This window comes from Bermanella marisrubri (genome assembly GCF_012295615.1).
In the GTDB taxonomy this organism is placed as follows: Bacteria; Pseudomonadota; Gammaproteobacteria; order Pseudomonadales; family Oceanobacteraceae; genus Bermanella; species Bermanella marisrubri.
Genome location: NZ_CP051183.1, coordinates 137,668 through 161,952 on the forward strand (window position 1 = coordinate 137,668; position 24,285 = coordinate 161,952).

General features: G+C 44.5%; 25 protein-coding genes. 13 read left to right on the forward strand and 12 right to left on the reverse strand.

Going from position 1 to position 24,285, the window contains the following annotated elements; all coding sequences use genetic code 11:
* Nucleotides 1-17: 17 nt before the first annotated feature.
* A complete protein-coding gene (rpmG, locus tag HF888_RS00630) occupies nucleotides 18-185 on the reverse strand; it encodes a 50S ribosomal protein L33 (protein ID WP_133308479.1) in 168 nt (55 codons plus the stop codon).
* 8 nt (nucleotides 186-193) lie between these two features.
* Nucleotides 194-430, reverse strand: a complete 237-nt coding sequence (gene rpmB / locus HF888_RS00635) for a 50S ribosomal protein L28 (RefSeq protein ID WP_007018121.1) — start codon at nucleotides 428-430, stop codon at nucleotides 194-196.
* Between the two features lie 373 nt (nucleotides 431-803).
* Here rpmB and HF888_RS00640 point away from each other — a divergent pair, with 373 nt between their 5' ends.
* From HF888_RS00640 to HF888_RS00665, 6 genes are all read left to right on the forward strand, one after another.
* A complete protein-coding gene (locus HF888_RS00640; RefSeq protein WP_007018120.1) occupies nucleotides 804-3,662 on the forward strand; it encodes a class I adenylate cyclase in 2,859 nt (952 codons plus the stop codon).
* A gap of 55 nt (nucleotides 3,663-3,717) precedes the next feature.
* Nucleotides 3,718-3,876, forward strand: coding sequence for an LPS translocon maturation chaperone LptM (gene lptM / locus HF888_RS16790; protein ID WP_083771917.1), 159 nt, complete (start codon nucleotides 3,718-3,720; stop codon nucleotides 3,874-3,876).
* Nucleotides 3,877-3,891: 15 nt separating this feature from the next.
* Complete coding sequence (lysA, locus tag HF888_RS00650; protein WP_007018118.1) at nucleotides 3,892-5,145, forward strand: diaminopimelate decarboxylase; 1,254 nt, start codon at nucleotides 3,892-3,894, stop codon at nucleotides 5,143-5,145.
* Between the two features lie 8 nt (nucleotides 5,146-5,153).
* Entirely contained in the window at nucleotides 5,154-5,990 is an 837-nt protein-coding gene (gene dapF / locus HF888_RS00655; RefSeq protein WP_007018117.1) for a diaminopimelate epimerase, read from the forward strand.
* Nucleotides 5,991-6,316: 326 nt separating this feature from the next.
* Nucleotides 6,317-6,967: a DUF484 family protein gene (locus HF888_RS00660; RefSeq protein ID WP_007018116.1), complete on the forward strand. Its 651-nt coding sequence runs from the start codon at nucleotides 6,317-6,319 to the stop codon at nucleotides 6,965-6,967.
* Between the two features lie 11 nt (nucleotides 6,968-6,978).
* Nucleotides 6,979-7,686: an HAD family hydrolase gene (locus HF888_RS00665; protein WP_007018115.1), complete on the forward strand. Its 708-nt coding sequence runs from the start codon at nucleotides 6,979-6,981 to the stop codon at nucleotides 7,684-7,686.
* A 48-nt stretch (nucleotides 7,687-7,734) separates the two neighbouring features.
* On the opposite strand, the gene HF888_RS00670 is transcribed toward HF888_RS00665, so the two are convergent.
* Nucleotides 7,735-9,390: an alpha/beta fold hydrolase gene (locus tag HF888_RS00670; RefSeq protein ID WP_040297812.1), complete on the reverse strand. Its 1,656-nt coding sequence runs from the start codon at nucleotides 9,388-9,390 to the stop codon at nucleotides 7,735-7,737.
* 208 nt (nucleotides 9,391-9,598) lie between these two features.
* Here HF888_RS00670 and HF888_RS00675 point away from each other — a divergent pair, with 208 nt between their 5' ends.
* Both HF888_RS00675 and HF888_RS00680 read left to right on the forward strand, forming a co-directional pair.
* A complete protein-coding gene (locus HF888_RS00675; RefSeq protein WP_165837037.1) occupies nucleotides 9,599-10,645 on the forward strand; it encodes an AraC family transcriptional regulator in 1,047 nt (348 codons plus the stop codon).
* A 31-nt stretch (nucleotides 10,646-10,676) separates the two neighbouring features.
* Nucleotides 10,677-12,044: a sensor histidine kinase gene (locus HF888_RS00680; protein ID WP_007018112.1), complete on the forward strand. Its 1,368-nt coding sequence runs from the start codon at nucleotides 10,677-10,679 to the stop codon at nucleotides 12,042-12,044.
* Here HF888_RS00680 and HF888_RS00685 read toward each other — a convergent pair.
* Together HF888_RS00685 and ggt are read right to left on the reverse strand one after the other, a co-directional pair.
* Nucleotides 12,038-12,808, reverse strand: a complete 771-nt coding sequence (locus HF888_RS00685) for an ElyC/SanA/YdcF family protein (protein WP_007018111.1) — start codon at nucleotides 12,806-12,808, stop codon at nucleotides 12,038-12,040. The genes HF888_RS00680 and HF888_RS00685 overlap by 7 nt on opposite strands.
* A gap of 1 nt (nucleotide 12,809) precedes the next feature.
* Nucleotides 12,810-14,552 carry a gamma-glutamyltransferase gene (gene ggt, locus HF888_RS00690; RefSeq protein WP_007018110.1) on the reverse strand — a complete coding sequence of 581 codons (1,743 nt, stop codon included), beginning with the start codon at nucleotides 14,550-14,552 and terminating at the stop codon, nucleotides 12,810-12,812.
* A 100-nt stretch (nucleotides 14,553-14,652) separates the two neighbouring features.
* Between ggt and HF888_RS00695 the strand changes: the two genes are divergently transcribed.
* From HF888_RS00695 to HF888_RS00705, 3 genes are read left to right on the forward strand one after another with little or no spacing between them, the layout of a single operon-like run.
* A complete protein-coding gene (locus HF888_RS00695) occupies nucleotides 14,653-15,045 on the forward strand; it encodes a DUF423 domain-containing protein (RefSeq protein ID WP_007018108.1) in 393 nt (130 codons plus the stop codon).
* Nucleotides 15,046-15,054: 9 nt separating this feature from the next.
* Nucleotides 15,055-15,780, forward strand: coding sequence for a tRNA (guanosine(46)-N7)-methyltransferase TrmB (gene trmB / locus HF888_RS00700; RefSeq protein ID WP_007018107.1), 726 nt, complete (start codon nucleotides 15,055-15,057; stop codon nucleotides 15,778-15,780).
* Nucleotides 15,781-15,797: 17 nt separating this feature from the next.
* On the forward strand, nucleotides 15,798-16,091 hold the full coding sequence (locus HF888_RS00705; RefSeq protein WP_007018106.1) for a PA4642 family protein: 294 nt from the start codon (nucleotides 15,798-15,800) through the stop codon (nucleotides 16,089-16,091).
* A gap of 3 nt (nucleotides 16,092-16,094) precedes the next feature.
* On the opposite strand, the gene hemW is transcribed toward HF888_RS00705, so the two are convergent.
* From hemW to rph, 7 genes are all read right to left on the reverse strand, one after another.
* The gene (hemW, locus tag HF888_RS00710; protein WP_050758019.1) at nucleotides 16,095-17,255 is read right to left on the reverse strand and encodes a radical SAM family heme chaperone HemW; all 1,161 of its coding nucleotides are present in this window, start codon (nucleotides 17,253-17,255) and stop codon (nucleotides 16,095-16,097) included.
* Between the two features lie 2 nt (nucleotides 17,256-17,257).
* Complete coding sequence (gene rdgB / locus HF888_RS00715) at nucleotides 17,258-17,875, reverse strand: RdgB/HAM1 family non-canonical purine NTP pyrophosphatase (RefSeq protein WP_007018104.1); 618 nt, start codon at nucleotides 17,873-17,875, stop codon at nucleotides 17,258-17,260.
* A 79-nt stretch (nucleotides 17,876-17,954) separates the two neighbouring features.
* A complete protein-coding gene (locus HF888_RS00720) occupies nucleotides 17,955-18,389 on the reverse strand; it encodes a DUF4426 domain-containing protein (RefSeq protein ID WP_007018103.1) in 435 nt (144 codons plus the stop codon).
* A gap of 24 nt (nucleotides 18,390-18,413) precedes the next feature.
* Nucleotides 18,414-19,004 (reverse strand): methionine biosynthesis protein MetW, encoded by a 591-nt coding sequence (metW, locus tag HF888_RS00725; RefSeq protein WP_040297865.1) that lies wholly within the window; start codon nucleotides 19,002-19,004, stop codon nucleotides 18,414-18,416.
* Between the two features lie 68 nt (nucleotides 19,005-19,072).
* A complete protein-coding gene (gene metX / locus HF888_RS00730; protein ID WP_007018101.1) occupies nucleotides 19,073-20,218 on the reverse strand; it encodes a homoserine O-succinyltransferase MetX in 1,146 nt (381 codons plus the stop codon).
* 73 nt (nucleotides 20,219-20,291) lie between these two features.
* Entirely contained in the window at nucleotides 20,292-20,873 is a 582-nt protein-coding gene (locus HF888_RS00735) for a YggT family protein (RefSeq protein WP_007018100.1), read from the reverse strand.
* Between the two features lie 20 nt (nucleotides 20,874-20,893).
* The gene (rph, locus tag HF888_RS00740; protein ID WP_007018099.1) at nucleotides 20,894-21,610 is read right to left on the reverse strand and encodes a ribonuclease PH; all 717 of its coding nucleotides are present in this window, start codon (nucleotides 21,608-21,610) and stop codon (nucleotides 20,894-20,896) included.
* 137 nt (nucleotides 21,611-21,747) lie between these two features.
* Here rph and HF888_RS00745 point away from each other — a divergent pair, with 137 nt between their 5' ends.
* Both HF888_RS00745 and HF888_RS00750 read left to right on the forward strand, forming a co-directional pair.
* On the forward strand, nucleotides 21,748-22,608 hold the full coding sequence (locus HF888_RS00745) for a YicC/YloC family endoribonuclease (RefSeq protein ID WP_007018098.1): 861 nt from the start codon (nucleotides 21,748-21,750) through the stop codon (nucleotides 22,606-22,608).
* Nucleotides 22,609-22,763: 155 nt separating this feature from the next.
* Nucleotides 22,764-24,257 (forward strand): putative bifunctional diguanylate cyclase/phosphodiesterase, encoded by a 1,494-nt coding sequence (locus HF888_RS00750; RefSeq protein ID WP_007018097.1) that lies wholly within the window; start codon nucleotides 22,764-22,766, stop codon nucleotides 24,255-24,257.
* The last annotated feature ends 28 nt before the right edge of the window (nucleotides 24,258-24,285 follow it).

Sequence of the window (24,285 nt, forward strand, 5' to 3'; positions counted from 1 at the left end):
TTCGAATCAAAAACCAATTACTTGATTTTTGCTTCTTTGTACATCACGTGCTGACGGATAGTTGGATCGAATTTCTTCATTTCCAACTTGTCAGGCATGGTGCGCTTGTTTTTGGTAGTAGTATAGAAGTGACCAGTACCAGCAGAAGAAACCATGCGGATTTTTTCACGAATTGCAGCCATGATTTATCTCCTTAAACCTTTTCGCCACGAGCACGTAGTTCAGCAAGAACTGTGTCGATGCCTTTTTTATCAATAATACGCATACCTTTGGTTGAGGTGCGTAGTTTTACAAAACGGTTTTCACTCTCAACCCAAAAACGATGCGTTTGAAGGTTTGGTAGGAAACGACGTTTAGTCTTGATGTTTGAGTGCGATACGTTGTTACCTGTTACAGGGCGTTTACCCGTAACCTGACAAACTTTAGCCATTGTTCTGCCCCGATATTTTTTGCAAATAAGCGACTACTAAAAAATTCGTTCGGGGCCAATGTTTACGGGCCTTGCAAGGGTATTTGCAAAGGCACATCGGTCACCCCGTCAAAAAGAGCTGCGTTTTATACCAAAAACCCCACTACTTCGCAAGCAAATTGGGTAAAAAATGAGCTTGATAATGCCAGAGAAGTGCAGCGATTCTTTAGCGGTCGAGCGAAGGCTTCAAGAGGTAATCACAAAAAGCTCTTCTATACTCAAAAGATACAAGCCCTGTAATTGTAACAGAAAGCCATGGAGATGTGGCGCAGAAAGTCGATTGCGATGAAAAAATGTGCAGGGGCAATACTTTTGTGTCGGGAATAAACGCAGGATGTCGGATCTTTTAGGGGGCGCGGGCTTTGATCAGGCCCGTGCTCAACAAGTGGTTAAGCGACTATTGGCGTATAATCAGTACCGCTATGAGAGGACGTTGTCAGCGTTAACCGAACGCCAAAAACACTTCCTTGATGTTCTTCCTTTGCTGTATCACGTAAATAGCGACAAATTACCCGGTTTCGTTGGGCCAGACTGTCCTTGCGGTATGGCTCGCTATCAACCTAGCAAAGATGTCCTTCGCTCCGCGAGCACTCTATCCATGGGTTTTCAATATCAGCAGAGACGGATGGGCCATCCTGCTATTCGTAGTCTCTTCATAATGGGAAGTTGCGGATCGCTTGGCCACAGTGGCGGCAGTGACTTTGATATTTGGCTGTGCCATGACTCGAATCTCGATGAAGAGTCTATGGCACTACTGCAAAACAAGGCTTTGGAAATTGAACGCTACGCCGAAACCCTAGGTATTGAACTGCATTTCTTTCTCATGGATGCAAAGCGCTTCGTTCGGGGTGAACGTAATGATTTAGGCCAAGAGGATTGCGGCAGTGCACAGCATCAGCTTTTGCTCGATGAGTTCTATCGGACCAGTATTTTGCTGGCTGGTTGTTACCCTGTTTGGTGGCTGGTGCCGCCAGAGTATGAGCACCTTTACGACGACTTCGTGTATCGTTTATACCAGCAACGTTTTGCCAGTGAAGAAGATGTTATTGATTTTGGTGGTTTGGCAGAGATTCCAGCGGGAGAATTTGTGGGTGCTGGCATGTGGCAGCTCTATAAAGCGATTGGTAGTCCCTATAAATCGATACTTAAATTGTTTCTCACAGAGTCCTACGCTAGCGCTTATCCAAATCATGAGCCGCTAAGCATTTCTCTAAAAGGTCGTTTGTTTGACGATCAGGTTAAATTGGAGAAACTCGATCCATATCTGCTGTTATACGACAAGTTGGAAGATTACTTGCTGCAGCGAGAAGAGGGCGAGCGACTCGAGCTTGTACGTCGTTGCCTGTACTTCAAGGCAAATATCCCCATGGGACAATCAACTCGCCGCAAGCATTGGAAACGAGACCTATTACGGCCGTTGATTCTCAATTGGGGCTGGAGCGACGGCCAGCTTGCCCATTTAGATAACCGCTCTCATTGGCATGTGCATATCGTCATGGAAGAGCGCAAACATTTGGTTAATGAGCTCATTCATAGTTATAAGTTTCTAAGTGCCTTCGGTCGTGAGCATGAAGATGAAACCATGATGAGCGCAAAAGATATGACGCTCTTGGGTCATAAACTCTATGCCACATTTGACCGCAAACCTGGAAAGATAGATTTCATTAACCCTGGTATTAGCAAGCATATTCAAGAAGATAAGCTGAGCTTACATCTATTGCGACAGCACGTACGTCGGCGGATTCCGCAAATGAATTGGAGTCTATATACCGGCATTGCGCGGCCAGGAACGACAGACGCGCCAGTGAAGCGCTCTGCAAATTTGATTGAGTTATTAGGCTGGTGCCACGTTAATCGCATCATGGATCGAGGTACCAATGTGGTCATGTATCAGGGTCAGCAGCATGGTAAAGATTATGAGCTGAAAGAAATACTGAATAGTTTTCAGACCATGCCATTGCCGGATGCCATTGAGCCAGACTTTAACGCGACGCCGGTTCCTACATTTCTTGCCTTGTATGTGAATGTGTTTGTTGACCCCATGAGTCATTACACTCGGCGTGGCATTAGCAAGATTTCTAACCGCACTGATTCGCTGGGGTTTAGTGCACTTAAAGAGAATTTGGTCCTGACCATTGATCAGTTGCAATACAATTCTTGGCGCGAAGTTCTATCTACACGATATGAAGGCCAAAATGCTTTGTTGCGTGTTATCGAGGATTTTCTCAACGCTTATCCGCCAGGTTCTAAGCAGGATCGCCCAGAAATGCAAGTGCATTGCTATTGCGCCACTCGCGCCAAAGCCATTGCAGCGCGGGTTAAGGAAGTCTTAGAAGAAATGCAGCTGTGCTTTTACGGTAATCGTATTGCTGAGCGTCGACGTTATGTTTTGCAGATTGGCGAGCAATATCATTTAATTCAAATGCGTCAAGGCCGGCCCATGATTGATCACTTCGAGCGGGCGGCACATTTATTCAAGAAGCTCGCCAGTCCACAGCCTCATTATTCACAAGTGGTACTGGATAGCCAGGCGCTAAAAGGCACTATTTTGCAGATGATTTGCAAACACTCTAAGCCTGGCGTGTTACAAGTGTTTTATGTTCAGGAAATTGGGCAGCAACAGCAACTAACCGCACAAATTTATCTAATAGATGAGCGCGGCTCTATCATTCGGTGGCGTACGCCAATGTATAACGAAGCAGCATTAATCAACCCGATTCATCATTTTTTACGACAGGTAGAATATCGCCAGAATCGTCATCGCTACGGTAACAAAACGGTACGCGAGCGGCCTATCGAATATTACGAAGTGCAACTACCTAACAAGGAAGAATCCCTGCGGTTACGTCCAATTCGCCCGAAAGAAGGGTTGGGCAAAGGGCGCTACTTCGATGTACACGCGCAAGTGGATTACGATGCTCAAAACCGTTTAGGCTTTACTTTATTCTGCGAGCAGCGGGAATTCAGCCAACTGGAGCATGGCGAGCAGGTTTACAAGGCATTGGTTCGCTATTTAGTTAGCTTGCGTAAACACAATAAACCCTATCCCGTGTACATCACCGATATTGCTATCAGCGACCGATTGCACAATCGTCATTTCAAACAGGTGTTACAAACCGCTACCTACCTGGACTACAAGCACAAGCTTGAGACTCGCCTAAACCAGGCCCTTGCGGAACTGTACCCGGCATAAAAACTAGGCAGAAATCTGGCTTATAGCCCGCTAAATCCCTATAATTCACGGTTTTATGCATAGGCTAAATGTAATGCGCTTTATCTGGGTTGTGAGTTTTTTATTGCTTACCGCGTGTGGGCAGAAAGGGGATTTATATCTGCCTCAAGATTCCGCCAAACCAGTGGAACAAGAATCAGCGCCAGCTACGTCAGCCAATCAAACACGCAGTTAGGATGTAAACCCTGTTATGACCGATGTATTCGATTATCAGAATGGCGAGTTATTTGCCGAGCAATGTGCCGTAAGCGACTTGGCCGATCGTTATGGTTCGCCTTTATATATTTATTCACGTAAGGCATTTAGTGAACATTACTTGGAATATGCCAATGCATTTAAAAATGAAGATGCACTTATTTGCTACGCAGTAAAAGCGAATAGCAATATCGCAGTGCTGAATGTACTGGCAAAATTGGGTGCGGGATTCGATATTGTATCAGTCGGTGAACTTGAGCGTGTTCTTAAAGCCGGTGGAGATCCAAGTAAAATTGTTTTTTCTGGTGTCGCAAAAACCGCTGATGAAATGCGTCGTGCTTTGGCAGTAGGTGTGCATTGTTTTAACGTAGAAAGCGAATCAGAACTAGAACGTCTTAATGCGGTAGCCGAAGAGATGGGCGTCAAAGCGCCCCTGTCATTGCGTGTTAACCCTGATGTGGATGCGCAAACTCACCCGTATATTTCCACAGGATTAAAAGAAAATAAATTTGGTGTGGATATCGATACCGCTAAGCAGGTTTATGCCAAAGCCAAAGGCATGCAGGGTATCGAGATTAAGGGAGTAGATTGCCATATTGGTTCTCAATTGACTCAACTTGAGCCGTTTATGGACGCACTTGATCGCGTTTTGGTGTTAGTGGACGAGCTAAAAGAACAAGCTATCGAACTAGAGCATATTGACTTAGGTGGTGGTTTAGGCGTGACTTATGACGACGAAGTACCGCCGACACCGCAAGAATTTGCAGATGCCGTGTTGCCAAAACTAGCGGGTCGCAACTTAAAATTGGTATTGGAGCCTGGGCGATCCATTGCAGCTAATGCAGGTATTTTCGTCACTCAAGTGGAGTTTCTAAAGAGTAATGGTGATAAACATTTTGCCATTATCGACGGCGGTATGAACGATTTAATTCGTCCTTCCCTGTACAGTGCTTGGCAGCGTATTGTGGAAGTTCAACCCCGTGAAAAAACCCCTAAGCAAAACTATGATGTGGTGGGACCTGTTTGTGAAACGGGCGACTTTTTAGGGAAAGATCGTGAACTAGCGATTTTACCTGGCGATTTATTAGCAGTTAAAAGTGCCGGCGCGTATGGCTTTGTCATGGCGTCCAACTACAATACTCGCAATAAACCAGCGGAGGTTATGGTGGATGGTGATCAATCTCACTTGATTCGCCGTCGCGAAACGATTTCGGATCAGTTAATGTTAGAAGCATTAATTCAAGACTAGGCGATAGCATGCTTTTAAAATTTACTAAAATGCACGGTTTAGGCAATGACTTCATGGTGGTGGATTTAGTAACCCAACACTTTGCGTTTCGCCCTGAATTTGTGCGTCAGTTGAGTGATCGCCAATTTGGTATTGGCTTTGATCAGCTGTTGATTGTCGAGCCACCCAGTAATCCAGAAGTAGATTTTCGTTATCGCATCTTCAATGCAGATGGTAGCGAAGTGGAGCAGTGTGGAAATGGGGCCCGTTGTTTTGCTCGCTTTGTTCATGATGTTCGTTTGACCGCAAAGAATCCAATTAAAGTGGAAACCAGTAGCGGCATTATTGAACTCAACATTGAGCAAGATGGTGATGTGGTGGTGAATATGGGGGCAGCGCGTTTTAGTCCAAGTGATTTACCATTTAATGCTGAGCAAGCAGAGCGCTATCAAGTACAAGTACCATTAAACGACGGTAACTACACAGCTGAATTCGGAGCTGTATCCATGGGAAATCCCCACTGCGTAATGGTTGTTGATGATATTCATAGTGAATTGGTCAATCAATTAGGTCCACAGCTTGAGGGCCATGAGCAATTCCCCAAACGTGTAAATGCCGGCTTCATGCAAATCAAAAACCGTAATGAAATGGACTTACGAGTTTATGAGCGCGGTGCAGGTTGGACACTGGCATGTGGTACAGGTGCTTGCGCGGCGGTTGCCGTTGCCCACAAGTGGGGGTTGGTGGATGATGAAGTAAAAGTAAATCTGCCAGGTGGTGCGTTGACGATTCGCTGGGATGGTGAAGGTGATGTGATTATGAAGGGGCCGGTGGTGCGAGTGTTTGATGGTCGCCTCCAAGTTTAACTATTTGAACGAGTTGCGTTGATCGAGCTGTGTTGCAGACCCTAGTCTAAATCCTCATGTGCTGGAGCACACTGCGGTTTATCCAAGCTTCTGCGCCTTGCTAGCTCTGCCTCACGAGCGTTCAAATGGTTGTTAATTAGATTTTTTAGTTAGACGGCCTCGCACAACGCTTTTAGTTGCTATAAAAGAGCTAACTATTCTTGATAACTTGTTTATCTATTTATATTTGAACACTAAACACTAAACACTAAACACTAAACACTAAACACTAAACACTAAACACTAAACACTAAACACTAAACATAAAAAAGTATTAAAGGGTTTCCATGCAACAGGATGAAAAACAGCTTAGTGAAAAGGAAGTGGCTGCTTTTTTAAAACAGCATCCTGATTTTTTTCGTAAGTTTCCAGATTTAACTGAACAGCTTGATATCCCACATGATACCGGTGGTGCGGTGTCTTTGGTGGAATATCAAAGTCGATTACTGAAAGAGAAAAATACTGAGCTGCATTCACGCTTACAGCAACTGATTGAAAATGCTCGTCGCAACGATCGCTTATTTGAACAGACCCGACGTTTAACTTTAGATTTATTGGATGCTCAATCCATCGAAGAAGTGGAGCAGTCGCTACAAGACAGCATGCGCGTAGTGTATGGCGTAGACTATGCTTGTATTACTTTATTTGTACCCGCCATGAGCATGCAAGCGGTGACTGAAGTCGAAATGCAGCATCAACTATTGCAACATTTTGGACGCAAGCAAGCCATTTGTGGCCAATTAAGTGATGAAGAAATGGAGTTATTTTTCCATGAAGACAATAAAGTAGGTTCTATGGCTGCTTGTTTATTAAAGAATGACTTGGGTATTTTATCTTTAGGTCATCGCAGCGAGGAATATTTTAAAAGCAATATGGATACTTTGTTTTTAGATTACGTTGCAGAGATCGTCAGTCGTCGGCTGGATATCCTTTTGTAAGAAACCCTATTATGTCCTCCTCACTTAAGCTTGCACAGCAGATGCCCGATGTAAAAGTCATCAGCTTTGACTTAGATGATACTTTGTGGGATGGCACTGAAGTGATTGTCAAAGCAGAGCAAGCTATGATGCATTGGATTTCAGTGAATGCATCCAATGTACTTTTGCAGTTTGATAAAGATGACTTGCGCGCTGCTAAAGTAAACTTTGCGAAACAACATCCGGAACTGCTACATAAAACCTCACAATTACGTCAGCGTTTTTTAGAGTATCTATTCGCTCAATGTGATATCGAGCATCCTGAGCACGCTGCCGAGCAATGCTTTCAGCACTTTTATCGTGTGCGTCAGCAGGTGCGCCTATTTGATGCAGTACCGAATACCCTCAAACGTTTAAAGCAAGACTATCGACTAATAGCGATTACCAACGGTAATGCATGTACTAAAACTATCGGCTTGGACAATTATTTAAGTCTTTCTCTAAACGCTGAAGATTTTGACGCACCCAAACCAGATGCTGACATTTTTGAGCATGCATTACATCAGTTAAATATTGAAGCTCATGAGTGTCTACACGTGGGTGATCATCCATTTCATGATATGCAAGGAGCCCATGAAGTCGGAATGCACACTGCTTGGTTAAAAGATGGAACGCGGGAGTGGCCTCATGCATTTCAGCCCGATTTAATTATTTCGGATGTGATTGAATTGATTCAATAAAAAAGGGCTGAAAAGCCCTTTTTTATTGCTTTAATTTTGCTTTCTATTTTATAAGTGCGGCACGGTCAATTTTGATTCCATGTTGCGACTGAATTCAAAATCAACAAAATAATCTGCCCCTGTTGGTGATTTATACTCTGGATCCTTGGTATCAAAGGCAATGACTAAGCGATTCCCTTTGGGAACATCATACGCCGTGGTGACCATATCAAAGTTCAGTTCAATTTTTTCACCCCAAGGCGCTTGCGGTAGTGTAATCACACCATGAGTAATCAAGCGTCCGGTGCCGGTCCAATCCATATCATACAAATACGCCACTAGCTGCATCTTATTATAATGGGGTTGTACGTTTACCTTTATACTAGGATTACCGCGAATCTTCATAGTGCTATCTAGACGATCGCTTTCAAAATAAATACTGCGATAGTCAGATGCAGCGCTTACATCAGCAAGTATAGGTATTTCAAATTGTTCTAGTAACTGTGATAGCAAAGGAATCTGTGTACTGAAGAGCGTTCCAGCCCAAGCGTTAATCGTATTGTCTTTTCCAAACCAAGCATCGTAGGAATAAGTTTCGAGATCGCCGGTATCAAAGGTTGATCGCGGATGGAAGTACAGATCAGTATTGCGGGTTTCTGCTATTGGATAGTCATCAAAGCTTTCATAGCGCCCTTCAAACTTAATACGCATGTTTAATGGCTTGGCATTGCTAAGATCATTGCTTTCTCCTTTTAAATGAATATCAAACCATTTATAAGTGTTTTCCCAAATGAGGTTGTCACCAATGCCAACTAAACTCGGCAGCAGTTCAGCCGTTGCATGAGTGCCGGGTACTAAATCAATATGCTTAGGTCCGGTTAACTGTGAAAACATATCCAGCAATGTGTTTGGTTGAAATAGATTATCGCCATACGCCTTGCCCAGATACACTGCCGTATTATTTTCATTAAGCTGTTGTACATAATTAATTGGGCTGCGAATGGATGCCCAGTCTTTTACGGTAGGAATATTGGCAAGATTTTGATTTTTAATATCATCCCAATGTTGATTGACGATGGGATCCATGTCCCCCAACAAATCACCAGTGAGCGTAAGAATCTCGCCCCAAACTAAACGCGGTGTATTATTTCCGTATAGCGCATCCACTAGGTCGCCCCAACTACTCATGGCCGATACTGCTTTAATGCGATCATCATGAGCAGCACCCAACAGACTTATTCCCGAGCCATAGGAAATACCGGCTGAACCAATGTTATTAGGATCCACTGGGTAATTGGCTATCAAGAAATCAATGACGTTGCTAAGATCCGCCATGTCTTTTGGACCTGCCGTATTAATTTGACCACCGGAGGTTCCCCAGCCACGAGTACTGTAGCTCAGGACGATATAACCTTTTTCCGCTAACTCTCCAGCTTGCTTTAAATATTCATATTCATTTAAACCCCAGCTATTGATGAAAATAATTGCCGGGGCTTGGCCATTAATGTCATTGGGTACAAATATATTGGCAGATAAGTTGACGCCATCATCTGCAATGATTTCTATATCGTCATCTGTTGTATAGGCATCACTTTTTGGAAATACGCCTTGATTAAGTAGACCAGCTGCGAAGCTGATGATGGGTAGTAAACCATCGGCATGGGTAAAATGAGTGGGCAGCAGTAGACACACACTGAGCCCCCATGTGAGAAGAAGCTTTTTCATAAGCGGACCTTATTATCTTTATTGTGAGATGCACGATTGCAAAATCGTTTCTGAAGTTTAGTAGTGCAGGTCAGATCTCACATGCTTTTACAGGACAACTTCTTGCTCGGTTAGGACGTTTTATGGATAAATAGCTGGAGGGCGCTTTTCATTTTCAATCAGTATGGGTATAACGCGCCAGAAGAATAAAAATAATAAAGGTAATGTCGTGTTCGGTTCGGCAGATAAATTAACCCGTGCACCGGGCTTAGGAAAAGGGCATGGCGAGTGTTTATTGCGCTATGGGCTGGATCTTGGCTTGGAGTTGGCAGACATCGTCCATGGTTCTGACGTACCTTTGAATTTTCTTCAGCAGCCTTATGACATTGACGTATCCAGTGAACTGCAGTTGATTGGCAATTTGCTGAGATATACACCACAACCATTTTCCGCTGGCTTTCATTTAGGTTGTCGCTATCAAATAAGCGATCTAGGGCTCTTTGGGATGGCGCTATTAAGTAGTAAGAATGGAGCCCATGCTGCACAAATTGCCGAACGGTATTTTGCCAATGCGTTTAACTTTACCGATATGGAGCTGCGCATTGTAAATGGGCAACTACAAATTCAATGGCACTTACGTATTCCGCTGGAAGATAGTATTACGCAATTTATTACTGCGCGGGATTTTGGTATTTGCCATGTCGTGCAGCGCTATATGCTGGACCAAACAGCGAGCAGCAACTATGAAATTGGTTTTTCATTTCCCTATCTAAAGGGCATGGATGACGTGGCCAGAGCATTCTCATGTCCCGTTAAATATAATCAAGATGTTTGCTATCTTCGCCTCGATGCAAAGCAACTTTCAGTGAAGCCTCCGCTTAGCAACGAGCTTAACGCTAATGCCATTGAGTCTACCTACCAATCAATATTGAGAAAAACGGATTGTGAAAGCAGTTTTCGTAAAAAAGTAACAACCATCTTATTATCCAATGGCGATATGTCTGTGGATAAGAGTCAAGTAGCTCAAGTGCTGCATATGAGTGAACGAACTCTGACCCGTCACCTAGAAAAAGAGAGTATTACTTGGCGCCAAATTGTGAGAGAAGTGAGGTTAAATAAAGCCCAGCTACTGCTCTCTGCTTCGGATAAGTCAATCCAAGTGATTGCAGCGGAAGTGGGCTTTTCTAGTGTTAGTGCGTTTAGTCGAGCTTTCGTCAAGCACATTGGTATGTCGCCCAGTTTGTATCGGCGTTTGCCTGCAGATAAGGCCCAGTAGCCCCTCCTGAATAACGGTCTATAATGATTCAATGAGTCAGTTTCATGAATCTATACTCAATCGCTTAAGCAAATCCCCTGTGATCGATGAGGGTGATTTAGACGCCGCTGCGCGCTTGATTCTAGAAGCGGCCATGGAAGGATTAGGCATTAATCGAAGCGGCATTTGGTTATATGACAGCGACGTACAAGATCATATTCGATGTCACTTATTAATGGACAGCGATATGGCCGCGCCACAAGAAAGCTTAGTCTTGGCGCGAGAAGACTTCCCAAGTTACTTTAAGGCATTAGATGAAGACCGAGTGATTGCCGCGAACGATGCTGTGAATGCTCCCGAGACTAAGGAGTTCGCGAAAGGCTATCTTGATTTACTGGGTATAAGCTCAATGCTAGATACTCCTATCCGTCACAATGGCGTTACTGTGGGGATCATTTGCAATGAGCATCGCGGAAAGCCTCGCCAATGGCGGCCGGATGAAATTATTTTCTCTGGCGTTTTATCGGATTTGTTTGGCCGCGTATTGAACGCTCGTCAGCGCTTGGATTACGAACAACAACTCAAGTCCATAAACCAAAATCTTGAAGAAAAGGTTGCGGAGCGAACGCGATTTTTGGATGAAGCACTAGCACAACAGAAGCAATTACAACAGCAGTTAGTAGAAAGCGAAAAATTGGCAGCTCTGGGTGGTATGGTCAGTGGTGTTGCCCATGAGGTGAATACGCCTTTGGGGGTGGCGCTCACAGCAACGACACATTTAAATGATCAATTGAAAAAACTGCAGCAAGATTTTTCAGCGGGTGCGATTACCAAGACACAGCTGCAAAGCTTTATTGAGTCAGCAACGGAAGCCGTCGATCTAAGCCACTCCAATTTAAACAAGGCAGCAACGTTAATTAGTAACTTTAAACGAACAAGTGCGGATCAAAATCACTTTGAAAAAGAACGTATTCATGTATCTGACTATGTTCGACAAGTGGTATCCACACTGACTCCGCTTACCAAACAAATACCAGCAGAGGTTATCGTAATAGGTGGCGACTTTATCGTGAATACTTATCCAGGGGCCATTGCACAGGTGATTACTAACTTCGTTAGTAATGCTTGTATACATGCTTTTGTTGACGGATACCAAGATCAAGCCAAAATCCAAATTGATATTCAGCAAAGTAAATCAGGCGATGTTACTGTGAGCGTAAAAGATAATGGTATTGGTATGGATGAAGCCACTTGCCAAAAAATATTCAACCCATTTTTTACTACCCGACGCGGAGAAGGCGGTACTGGTCTAGGACTATCCATTATCCATACATTGCTGACCCAAAATTTAAATGGCTCGATTGATGTTGAAAGTGAGCTAGGTAAAGGAACCCAGTTCAAGATTTTTTTTCGTCAATGAGTCAACCATTGCCATGCTTGCCCTAAATACTCATAGATCGCTCTTTCCGCTTTCAACAAACCGGCAGAATCAAATCGCCAATCTGTAGATTCGGTATGCTTGGCGATGAAAAAAGTCGGTGCTGGTTGTATATCAGGAAAGTAGCTTTGGAAAAATATGATAGCCCTTGGCATATGACTGGCACTGGTGACCAAGACGATATTCAGATCTTTATGATTGTTTAATGCATTTGCTACGGCATTGGCTTCTTCTACGGTATCTTTGGGTTCTTCAAGTGCGATAATACGTGACTCGTCTATTCCCATGGCGATGGCGACTTCTTTATAGACCTGTGCACTGCTTTTACTATTGCCACTAGCGTAACCAGTTACAATCAATTTGCCATTGGGATTAGCATTCAGTATTCGCAATCCTTCCATGAGTCGTGCCGTGGCGGAGCTGGAAAGGTGACTGGTAAGCGGAACAGAAGGATCACTTTCTACTTTGTTGCCTAAAACAATGACATAATCCACCGGCTGCTTGATATCAAAACCAGAATAAGTTTGTTCAATATTGCGCAGTAGTGGGGTGGTAACAGGATGCCAAGAAAATAAAAGCAAGCTCAGCAGTGCTAAAGATAATAAGGCGCGAGCGGTTTTAATGGGCTTATTAAGATTATTCTGGCGCCAAAGTAAAACAGTGGCCACGCTCAACATGACCACCACAAGGCTTAATGGCATTAACCAAAAGCCTATGAATTTCTTTAGATAAAATAGAAATTCCATTCTATTTGATGTGCCTCACTTCTGCACTGCCTACACCGCGAGGGTCAGCGGCTGCAGTAATCTTATTGTTCTTTTTATCCCAAAGAATGGCTTGCATGTTGCCATATTGTCGCTGAATTTCTTTAAGCTCATGGCCTTTCATTTTTAGACTCGCTATTTCCACTAGAGTTAAGCTGTCTTTTTCGTATTGGATGACATCGGGTAAATATTGATGATGAAAGCGGGGGCGTGAAACCCAGTCTTCTACAGGATTTCCTCTTACATATTCGAGCATGCCTAGGAACACCATGGTAATGATGCGGCTGCCGCCTGGTGTTCCAATAATTGCTATCTTGTCTTCTGTTTCAATAAAACTGGGTGACATGGATGAGAGCGGACGTTTTTCTGCAGCAATCGCGTTTGCTTCGTTGCCGACAAGACCATATGCGTTAGGTACACCAGGTTTTACTGAGAAGTCATCCATTTCATTATTTAATAATAAGCCGGTTCCTTCTGCTAAATAAGCGCTACCAAAAGGTAGGTTAATGCTGAGAGTTGCACTGACGCGATTACCATCCTGATCGATGACACTTAAGTGGGTTGTATGAAAGCCTTCGTAAATTTGTTGTTGAGTGCCTAGGTCAGCGCTTTTGGTTGCCTTGCCCAGCTTAATATTTTTGCTGATTTTTTTTGCGTATTGCTTGTCTAACAACGTGTCGGTAGGCACTTGTACAAAATCGCTGTCCCCCAAATAATGAGCACGATCATAATAGGCACGACGCATGACTTCACTTAGCAGGTGAATTTCATCGGCACCGTCCAATTCACTCCAGCTGATTTCATGATGCTGTTCTAGGGCTTCTAGCATGTTAAACATCTGCGCGATAGCGATACCTCCGGAGCTAGGTGGAGGCGCACTGGTTACTTTATATTGGCGATTAGCTAAGCGGTATTCGCTGGTGACGGGTTCGCGTTCTACAACTTCATATTTTTTCAAATCTTCCAGTGTCCAAATACCGCCAGCGGCTTGCACGCTGTCTACCATTTGCTTGGCTACCGGGCCTTCATAGAAACCGGCTTTACCGTTATTAGCCAGCGCCGTGAGAGTTTTGGCTAGATCCTTTTGTACTAATACATGATTTTCATTGGGCACGTCGTTGTCTTGTAAAAAGATCTCAGCTGCTGATGGATAGTCACGTAAAGCATCTAAACGCCAGCGCGCCAAGATTTGATATTTACGGTCGATTTGAAAGCCGTTTTGCGCATGCTGAATGGCCGCTGCTAAAGAAGTGCTCAATGGCAAATTGCCATATTCTTTGGCAATGTGAGCAAAGGCCGCTGCTTGACCTGGAATACCAGCGGCCATGGGGCCATTGATGCTAAGGTCTTCAATGACATTGCCATCTTCATCTAAATACATATCTCGATGGGCTGCCAAAGGTGCTTTTTCGCGGGCATCAATAAAGCGAGTTTGTTGCGTGGCTTCATCATGCAGCAACCAAAAACCACCGCCGCCCATGCCCGCACTATAGGGCTCAACAACGGCCAGCACCGCCGCTGTTGCGATGGCTGCGTCATAGGCGTTGCCGCCCTTTTCTAAGATATCTAAACCGGCTTGTGTGGCAAGAGGATGGGCACTAGCAATGGCCGCTTGCTTATGTCCTTGGCCGGTATCCTGTTGTTGTTTGGTCAGATCACTTTGCGGTGCGTCGGAGCACGCCATGAGTGCCAATATGAAAAGACTGATTACGCTGGTTTTAATCACAAATACCCCCTCAGTTATTGCCCTCTATATAAACATATTCTAAAGGATATGAAAGGCGCCACTTGATATATTTCTCAACCTCAGTATCTTTGCCACCCTTATGAATATCCATCGTACATTCTTTATCATTGCCGCTGTTTTGGGGCTGACCAGTGTCGCCATCGGCGCCTTTGCTGCCCACGGCTTGAGTAACCTATTGTCAGAAAAAGCCCTTGGCTGGATCGATACGGGTGTGCAGTACCAAATGTTTCATACGCTTGCCATTTTGCTATTAGCCGCGTGCTTGAAACAGAGTGCTCAGTCTCGAATATTAGCGTATGCCGCAGGGTGCTTTACTGCCGGAATACTATTGTTCAGTGGCAGCCTATATGCGATGGCAATCACTAATCTAACTGGCCTTGCGCTGCTCACCCCAATCGGAGGGGTGTTATTCTTGATTGCATGGTCTTTGTTAATATATGCGGGCATCCGACTGGATGCAGCCGATAAATAGGTAAACCCCATGTCCGATTCTCAGAAAGACTCACAGCAAGGCGTGCCAAGTGATGTGCCTTTTGCCAAACGCATTAAAAGCTTTGTGGTACGTGCCGGTCGTATTTCACCTGCCCAGCGCGAGCTTTATGCTGAGCAATTCGCCAAGCAAGGTTTGACCCTTGATGCAGGAATGCTGGATTACCAAGCCGTGTTCGGTAACAGCAATCCTGTGGTCCTAGAAATCGGCTTTGGCATGGGTAAAAGCCTTGTGGAAATGGCAGAAGCCAATCCGCAGTTAAACTATATTGGTATTGAAGTTCATACACCGGGCGTAGCCAAGCTATTGCGTGATGCGAATGAAAAAGGCATCGACAATATTCGAGTATTCGAAAACGATGCTATTGAAGTCTTGGAGCAATGTATTCCAGATGAATCATTGCATGGTATGCAATTGTTCTTCCCTGATCCATGGCACAAAAAACGGCATCATAAACGACGCATTGTTCAGCCTGAATTTGCACAGAACATTCGTAAAAAACTGAAAGTGGGCAGTACTTTCCACATGGCCACTGACTGGGAAAATTACGCCGAGCACATGCTTGAGGTAATGGAAGAACAAGCGGGCTATGAAAATGTAGCGGGTAAAAACCAATACCATCCGCGCCCAGACTTTCGCCCACTCACCAAATTTGAAGTCCGTGGCGAGAATAAAGGTCATGGCGTTTGGGATTTGATTTATAAGCGTATTAATTAATATTTCAAGGACACAACATGTTGAAGAAAGATAAGCAAAAAGTATTTGGTGGTGAGTGGACAGAAGAGCACATGCGTTTCTTCCTGGATAGCAAAAGCTATGACGGCACTGACGTGGATTTCATCAACTTAATCCGCGCTTACCAGCACATGACAGAAGAAACATTTGCTGAATTTGTTGACTTCTTTAAAGAGGAAGGACATAACCTTAACGCGACAAACCTAAATGGTGAAACCGCATTGAGCATCATTAGCGAACATGCCAATAGTGAAGCATATGCCAACGCATTGAAAGAAGCGGGTGCCGAATAAGCGTTATAAGAAACGCTCAAGTAGTTCGTTTAAAAATAGCTGACCCTGTGCCGTTGCTTGAATGCCGCGGCCAGGTTCCAGTAAGCCTTGCTGTTGAGCTTGCTGAACTTTTCCCTCTATGTGTGCAAAGCTGAGACCTGTTCGGGCCTCAAACAATTCTGCACTGATGCCATCAAACAGACGCAAGCCATTCATCAAGCATTCCAAGTCCCGATCTTCGGCTGCAATATTGTCACGCTTGACTAAAAAGGGTTTTGCTAAATTCAGGTAGTCTTTGGGTAGGCGGGTTTTTGCGGTTCGATAAATGCGGCTTTCATTGATGTCGTCGTGTGGCAAGGTCAACTTGCCATGTGCACCTGCACCAATGCCAATGTAATCCCCAAACTGCCAATAGTTAAGATTATGTTTGGCTTGCTTATTAGGTTGCGCATAGGCAGAGACTTCATATTGTTTGAAGCCGTGCTTAGCTAGCAAAGCTTGTCCTTGTTCTTGAATATCCCATAGGGTTTCATCTTTGGGAAGTACAGGTGGAAACTTATAAAACTCTGTATTAGGCTCGATGGTCAGTTGATACCAGCTGATGTGGGTTGGATCAAGATCAAGGCCTTGCTGCAAGTCGGCCATGGCGTCATCAAGGCTTTGTTCGGGCAGACCATGCATGAAATCTAAATTAAAGTTGGTAAAGCCTGCTTGCTTGGCAAGTTGCACTGCGGCTACAGCTTCTTCACCACTATGAATACGTCCTAAGTGTTGCAGCTGCTTATTTTGAAAACTTTGAATACCAATGCTTAGTCGATTAATACCAAGCTCAAAATAGCCTTTAAATTTTTCTGCTTCAAATGTGCCCGGATTGGCTTCTAACGTGATTTCGATATCGGGCTCAAACATGAGGCGTTGTCTTAAGCCTGCAAATAATTGCTCATAGGCTTCAACACTTAATAAACTGGGCGTGCCACCGCCAAAGAAAATACTATGAATAGGACGCTGCGCTATACCTTTATCATTTAACCAAAGCAATTCTTGGTCAAGGTCATCCAGCAGTGCTGTTACATAATCACGCTCCGGCAGTTCCATGTCCGCTTTATGACTGTTGAAGTCGCAATACGGACATTTGCGCACACACCACGGAATGTGAATATAAAGACTAAGCGGCGGTAACTGCATGCTCACAAACGAAAGACCTGTTTGAGCTGCGCGATGGCTTTGCCGCGATGGCTTATTTCATTCTTTTTTTCTTTGCTTAATTGAGCGGCTGTACAGTTTTCTTCTTTGACAAAAAATAACGGGTCATAACCAAAACCCCCGTCCCCTGAAATCTCGATCTCTATTTGGCCTTCCCAACTACCTTGGCAAATGAGTGGATTAGGATCCTTGGCATGACGTACAAACGCCAAAACACAATGGAAGCGTGCACTGCGGTTTTCCGGTTGCACATGTTTTAATTGCTTTAGCAATTTCAGGTTATTGTTTTCATCCTTGTCATCAGATTCGCTAAATACAGGATCTAATTGACTATAACGCGCACTATAAATTCCAGGCTCACCATCTAAAGCATCCACTTCTAAGCCACTATCGTCGGCCAATGCAGGAAGGCCCGTTGCCAAGCTGGCGTGGCGCGCTTTTAGAATGGCATTTTCAATGAAACTTAAACCGGTTTCATCGACATCAGTAACATCAAATTCTTTCTGCGGCACAAGCTCTACATCAAAGCCATCAAGGGCATTCTGTAATTCTGCTAGTTTGCCTTTATTGCCACTTGCGAGGACGATGGTTTGCTTGGACATAGTGATAAAACTTATTAAATCGAATGAGTGGGAGAAAAAAGGAAGCGGGGCAGTAAAATACTGCCCGTTTATGAACCAGTTATTCGCCGCGGTAAAACTTTTGATTAAACTTTACGTCGAATGTTCGCTTGCTGCCTTCCGGCGTGACTTTTATATGGAAGCGATACATATTTTGGTCATAGAAATCGAAGGTCGAAATAAAATACAATGCGCTGGTTTCTTGAATGCGTTTAAATTCTAGTTCGCTTTTTTGCCCAATGAGATTCGACATTTCACCTTCGATTTTTGCGTCCCAAGCCACAGGCATGTCAGAGACACCTTTTTTCAACACGGCTATATTTAAAAAGCCTACATTGCGGCTACGTGGGATGTCATAAAGACGAGCGACTTTTGCGTCTAATTCACTACTGGTTAGGCCCATGTAATGTACTTCATAGTCGCCAAAGACTTGTTTTTGTTCTGCTTGCGCGAAGCCGGTCAACAGAACAAAGCAAAGTAAAAGTAGGGTACGCATATCAATTACCTCTATATAGATGGATTAGCGACTAATGCGATAAATCGCAATTTCGCCTAGCATATTAGGCCACAGGCGAGCGGCTAGTGATTCTTGATGCTGGCTATCGACCACGGTGCGATCCAAAATTCTCAATCCCTTTTCACCGCACAACTGCTCAAAATCACCAAAGGTACAAAGGTGGATATTGGGCGTGTCATACCAATTATAGGGCAGAGTTTTCGACATGGGCATTCGGCCCTTGTTTAATAAATAAAAACGCGTACGCCAGTAACCGAAATTCGGAAAAGTAATAATGGCTTCTTGTCCAACACGCAGCATTTCATCGAGTAGCAAGTCTGGGCGGCGAACTGCCTGTAGTGCTTGCGTCATAATAACTGTATCTACGCTATCGTCTTTGAAATGGTTCAGGCCATTATTCAAGTCATGCTCGATGACGTTAACACCTTTTTCAACGCAGCTGACAATACTGTCTGGATTAATTTCCATACCATAGCCCAAGCATTGCTTGTGATGTTTTAAATAGGCAAGTAAAGCGCCTTCACCGCAACCTAAGTCAAGTACTTGGCTATTGGGCTGCACCCATTGCTGGATGATTTGTAAATCGCTACGCAGTTTTTGTAAGTCGCTACGCAGTTCATTTGCTGCATCGGCGTCTTGGGTATTGAGGACTTGAGTGCTCATTATATGTCCTCCTTGGCAATGCGATTCATATAGGCGCCAAACGTTTTTACATAGCGCGGTATAGGAATAAGGAACGCATCATGGCCTTTTTCCGATTCAATGCAGGCGTACGTAACGTCTTTATCGGCTTCGATTAAGGCGTCTACAATTTCTTCACTGCGCTCTGGGCTAAAACGCCAATCAGTAGTGAAGCTCATGACCAAAAATTTGCACGTGGCTTGGCTTAAGCATTTGGATAAGTCGTTATCGTAATACTGAGCGGGATCGAAATAGTCCAAGGCTTTGGTCATTAACAAGTAGGTATTGGCATCAAAGGTGGTTGAGAATTTCTCCCCTTGATAATGCAAATAACTTTCTACTTGGAATTCGGGCACGAACTCATAACTCACTTCATCGGTTTTCAAATCACGACCAAATTTTTCACCCATGGCGTCATCACTTAAATACGTTAAATGTGCCAACATGCGTGCTTGCATCAAGCCGGTTTTGGGAAGGGTATCGTGTTTGAGGTAATGGCCATCATGGAACTCAGGGTCTTTCATGATGGTATTGCGCGCGACTTCATTAAACGCAATGTTTTGTGCGCTCAGTTTTGGCGCTGACGCAATAATCACACAATGCTTTAAACGTTCAGGGTATTGAATGCTCCAACGCATGGCTTGCATACCACCCAGGCTACCGCCAACCACAGCAGCGAAACATTCGATGCCTAAGCGATCGGCCAAACGCGCTTGGCTGGTTACCCAGTCGTAAACACGCAGTACCGGAAAGTCACCGCCATAAGGCTCATCGGTTTCAGGGTTGATACTGGTGGGCCCAGTGCTGCCATGACAGCCGCCTAAGTTGTTTAAAGAAATGACAAAAAACTGATTAGTATCGATGGCTTTGCCCGGACCAATGCACGCATCCCACCAGCCGGGTTTCGTATCGTCTTCACTGTGGAAGCCTGCGGCATGATGATGTCCGCTTAACGCATGGCAGATTAATATTGCGTTGCTTTTATCTTCATTGAGCGTGCCATAGGTTTCATATACCAACTCATATTTGGGTAAAACTCGTCCACTTTTTAATTCAAGTGGCTCATCAAAGACAGCGGTTTGCGGTTCGACAATTCCTACAGAATCAGCAGGTATGTGTTGGGGCATTGAATGGTCCATTTATTATGATGCCGCGCAGTGTAGCCACTGCGCGAGCGATCGGCAAATTCACAAAACGTGGTTATAGGCCAATGATAAATCCTGGAGCGCCTGTTTTCATGACGAAGTTGGCTAATATTACATTGCAAATATTAATCAAGAGGAACGCAATGATCGGGCTAAGATCTAGACCACCCATATCAGGCATGACTTTACGGATGGGTTTCATCACAGGTTCAATGATCTGATGCAAAAGCTCTAATGCTGGGTTGCTAGATTGCGGTGCGATCCAACTGGAAATGACCATAATCAAAATGCCCCAGAAATATAGCTTTAAGAATAAGCCCACAGTACCCAATAGCGACCAGATAATGATCTTTTCCACTGGTGTACCATAACCCGCTACTAGCAGGCTTAAGCCAATGGCCAGCATTTGTACCACAACCGCTAATACAATTGAGGCCCAATCAAAGCCGCCAAATCCAGGCACGATTTTGCGCAGTGGATTAAGTACAGGTGCCGTAGCTTTCACCACAAACTGGCTGATAGGGTTGTAAAAGTTTGCTCTAGCCGCCTGCAATAAAAAACGCAGAACGACGATAAACAAATAAAGACCGGCAATGGTATTGATCACCATTAAACCAATTTGCGATGAAACGTCCATAACTATGCTCCGAGGCCGGATTAATTTGCCAAACTCTGTTTTTGAATCTCTGTGATTTCAGCTAGTCCTTTTTTAGCGAGATCCAGCATGGCCGTCAACTCTTCAGGTTGGAAAGGCTCGCCTTCGGCGGTTCCTTGGATTTCAACAAAACCACCGTTATCGGCCATGATGACGTTGAGATCCGTTTCGGCATTGCTGTCTTCTGGGTAGTCCAAATCCAAAATGGCTTGGCCTTCATATACGCCCACGCTCACAGCGGCAATCATATATTTGAGAGGACTGGCTTTTAGTGTACCCGCTTCGATCATTGAATTGATGGCGTCTGCCAAGGCCACACACGCACCTGTGATAGATGCGCAGCGAGTACCACCATCCGCTTGAATCACATCACAGTCGATGGTGATGCTGTTTTCGCCCAGTGCTTCTAAATCCACCGCAGCACGCAGAGAACGACCAATCAATCGGCTGATTTCAACCGTGCGACCACCTTGCTTGCCTTTGGCGGCTTCACGAATCATGCGTGAACCGGTAGAGCGCGGCAGCATGCCATATTCAGCCGTTACCCAGCCTTGGCCTTGCCCACGTAAAAACGGTGGTACCTTGTTTTCCACGCTGGCATTGCAAATGACTTTGGTATCGCCCACTTCTACTAGTACTGAGCCTTCAGCATGCTTAGTGAAGTTGCGAGTAATTTTAACGTCACGCAGTTGATCCAGGGCGCGGCCACTTGGTCTCATATAATGTCTCACAAACTAAAAAATGAATGTGAGGGCATTATACGTGGCTTGGCGTTAAGATTTAAAGAAGCGAATCTGATTCGCTTGATGATGTTTCTGATTGTAAACTCTACATTATTTGTTTAGAGGATCGTGTAATGCGCAGCATGACAGGATTTGCCCGTCAGGATTTAGAAACTCCTTTAGGTCACTATAGTGTTGAAATTCGCAGTGTAAATTCACGCTACTTGGAACCACATTTTCGGTTGCCGGATTCTATGCGCGCTTTGGAACCAAAATTACGCGAGCGCTTGAAAAATGTGTTCAGCCGAGGAAAGCTAGAAGTCAGCATCAAGTTTCGAGCGGATATGAGTCAACAAGGCGTATCTTTGAACGAGGCATTGGTTGAACGGATCAACCAAGCAGCCGATCAAGTGCACGGTATCATTGGTCCAGGTAATGCACTGGATGCACTCGAGATCCTCAAATGGCCAGGCGTCCTTAATGAAGCGCAATTAGATAAAGCTCAAATCGAAGAGCAAACCTTGCAGTGCTTTGACGAAGCCATAAAGAGTCTACTGGACATGAGTCAGCGAGAAGGGGATGCACTTAATCAATTTCTCACACAGCGGATAGAAGGCATACAGCTGCAAGTGGACGAAGTTCGAAGATTAATGCCTCAATTGATTCAAGCTCAGCGCGAGCATTTACAGAAAAAATTGGCTGATCTACAGGTCAATGTTGAGCCAGAGCGTCTAGAGCAAGAAATGATGATAGTGCTACAAAAAACGGATGTGGATGAGGAGCTTGATCGCCTTGAAGCTCATGTAAAGGAAGTATCCCATATCATGGAACAGTCTGGGCCTGTGGGCCGCCGATTGGATTTTATGATGCAGGAGCTTAATCGTGAGGCTAATACATTGAGCAGCAAAAGTATGAGTTCACTAACGACGAATATCGCGGTGGAGCTCAAAGTCTTAATTGAGCAGATGCGAGAGCAAGTTCAGAATATCGAATAAAGTTATTAAAACTCGATTTTTTATAATTCCATGCTAGTTTATTAAAGTATTTGTACTGACCATGAAAATTAATCCCTTATCAGAAGAGATGCTAGGCTCAGATAAGGGTGTGCTTGTGCGCAGGGCTATTTTAATTTTGAGTTTTCGCTTTATACATGAAGATTAGTCTTTTTTCTGCTCTGAAAATCGCAATTACCTATGCTGTGTTTGCCGGCGCGTGGATCTTATTTTCAGATGTGGCATTGCAAGCTGCGGTCCACGATATTGCTTTGCTCAGTCAACTTCAGACATTTAAAGGCTGGTTCTTTGTGTTGGTTACCAGCGTTTTGCTATTTGCAATGGTCTCGCGGTCTGTACAAACCTCCGAGCTTCTTAATCAGTTTGATCCACTGACAGGCTTGCTCAATCACCACATGTTTTCGGCGCAGTTGGAACGCAAGGTGGCTATGCGCAAGCCTGAGCAGACTCTTGTTGTGATATATCTCGATATCGATCACTTCTCTCATTTAAATCGTGCTTTGGGATTCAACGAGGCCAATCAAATTCTGATGGGTTTGTCCCGGGCTCTGAAAGATCATTACAGTGCTCATGTGTTACTGGGACGCTTCCCTCCAGACCAATTTGCTATCGCTTTCTTAAGTGATAAATCCATGGGAGAAATTGAAGCGGGAATCAAAGGCCTCAGGCAAATGTTTGACCAATATATGTATGAGCAGCAAGTAGAAGTTACTTGCACGCTTGGCGTTGCCATGGGACCCAGTGACTCTAGGCAGGCCAAGGGTTTAATGGCGGCAGCCAGTGATGCATTGGGACATGCTAAGACTCGCGAGCGTAATAGCGTCCAATTCTTCAATAAGCAGTTATCGGAATTGGAAAATCAGCGGCAAAAACTCTTAGGAGATTTACGCCAAGATTTGGCCGCAAACCGGTTAAATATGGTTTATCAGCCGCAATATCGACTGGCGGATCAGACTCTAGTTGGCGTGGAAGCCTTGATCCGTTGGGAGCATGCTGAACATGGCTTTATATCTCCTGATGTATTCATTCCTTTGGCGGAAGATAATTCCATAGCTAATGAAATCTCTCGGTTCGTGGTGCATCAGGTCTATCAGGATCTTCAGCAATATCGTTTACTTGGCAATCCAATTGAGCGCGTGTCCATTAATATCTCAGCGGTAGAGTTTAATAGTCGCATGATGTTGGATGCGTTGTTGATGGAAATAGAATCGTTGCCGAACCTTAAGCAATGGTTACAAATTGAGATAACGGAAACGGCTACTCTCAATAACTTAGAAAAAAGCGCGGCCAATATCAAAGCGCTTAAGGCCGAAGGCTTACGCTTCAGTGTGGACGATTTTGGAACCGGCTATACGTCCTTGGCCATGTTGAAAGATCTGCCTATTGATGAAGTGAAAATCGACCGTTCTTTTATCAAAGCCATGGTTCATGAAACGAAAGCGAAAGCGATTGTTGAGGCCATCGTGGGTATGACCCATGGCTTCGGAATCAGTATTGTAGCGGAGGGAATTGAAAATAAAGAACAGCTCGATCTACTCAAAGTCATGGGGTGTAGTGAAGGCCAAGGCTATTTCTTAGCCAAGCCATTGAATGTAAAACAGCTTGCAGCGACGGTACGGAGTGGTCTTTAAGTCGTGTGGGGCAAAGCCTTTTTTGCTA

Coding starts and splice junctions, on each gene's coding strand:
- rph (WP_007018099.1), bottom strand. CDS start 21,610: ATGAGACCAAGTGGCCGCGCCCTGGATCAACTGCGTGACGTTAAAATT.
- lysA (WP_007018118.1), top strand. CDS start 3,892: ATGACCGATGTATTCGATTATCAGAATGGCGAGTTATTTGCCGAGCAA.
- rdgB (WP_007018104.1), bottom strand. CDS start 17,875: ATGTCCAAGCAAACCATCGTCCTCGCAAGTGGCAATAAAGGCAAACTA.
- trmB (WP_007018107.1), top strand. CDS start 15,055: ATGTCCGATTCTCAGAAAGACTCACAGCAAGGCGTGCCAAGTGATGTG.
- HF888_RS00705 (WP_007018106.1), top strand. CDS start 15,798: ATGTTGAAGAAAGATAAGCAAAAAGTATTTGGTGGTGAGTGGACAGAA.
- HF888_RS00685 (WP_007018111.1), bottom strand. CDS start 12,808: ATGGAATTTCTATTTTATCTAAAGAAATTCATAGGCTTTTGGTTAATG.
- hemW (WP_050758019.1), bottom strand. CDS start 17,255: ATGCAGTTACCGCCGCTTAGTCTTTATATTCACATTCCGTGGTGTGTG.
- dapF (WP_007018117.1), top strand. CDS start 5,154: ATGCTTTTAAAATTTACTAAAATGCACGGTTTAGGCAATGACTTCATG.
- HF888_RS00680 (WP_007018112.1), top strand. CDS start 10,677: ATGAGTCAGTTTCATGAATCTATACTCAATCGCTTAAGCAAATCCCCT.
- metX (WP_007018101.1), bottom strand. CDS start 20,218: ATGCCCCAACACATACCTGCTGATTCTGTAGGAATTGTCGAACCGCAA.
- HF888_RS00720 (WP_007018103.1), bottom strand. CDS start 18,389: ATGCGTACCCTACTTTTACTTTGCTTTGTTCTGTTGACCGGCTTCGCG.
- HF888_RS00745 (WP_007018098.1), top strand. CDS start 21,748: ATGCGCAGCATGACAGGATTTGCCCGTCAGGATTTAGAAACTCCTTTA.
- HF888_RS00660 (WP_007018116.1), top strand. CDS start 6,317: ATGCAACAGGATGAAAAACAGCTTAGTGAAAAGGAAGTGGCTGCTTTT.
- HF888_RS00640 (WP_007018120.1), top strand. CDS start 804: ATGTCGGATCTTTTAGGGGGCGCGGGCTTTGATCAGGCCCGTGCTCAA.
- HF888_RS00665 (WP_007018115.1), top strand. CDS start 6,979: ATGTCCTCCTCACTTAAGCTTGCACAGCAGATGCCCGATGTAAAAGTC.
- HF888_RS00735 (WP_007018100.1), bottom strand. CDS start 20,873: ATGGACGTTTCATCGCAAATTGGTTTAATGGTGATCAATACCATTGCC.
- HF888_RS00750 (WP_007018097.1), top strand. CDS start 22,764: ATGAAGATTAGTCTTTTTTCTGCTCTGAAAATCGCAATTACCTATGCT.
- lptM (WP_083771917.1), top strand. CDS start 3,718: ATGCATAGGCTAAATGTAATGCGCTTTATCTGGGTTGTGAGTTTTTTA.
- HF888_RS00695 (WP_007018108.1), top strand. CDS start 14,653: ATGAATATCCATCGTACATTCTTTATCATTGCCGCTGTTTTGGGGCTG.
- rpmB (WP_007018121.1), bottom strand. CDS start 430: ATGGCTAAAGTTTGTCAGGTTACGGGTAAACGCCCTGTAACAGGTAAC.
- HF888_RS00670 (WP_040297812.1), bottom strand. CDS start 9,390: ATGAAAAAGCTTCTTCTCACATGGGGGCTCAGTGTGTGTCTACTGCTG.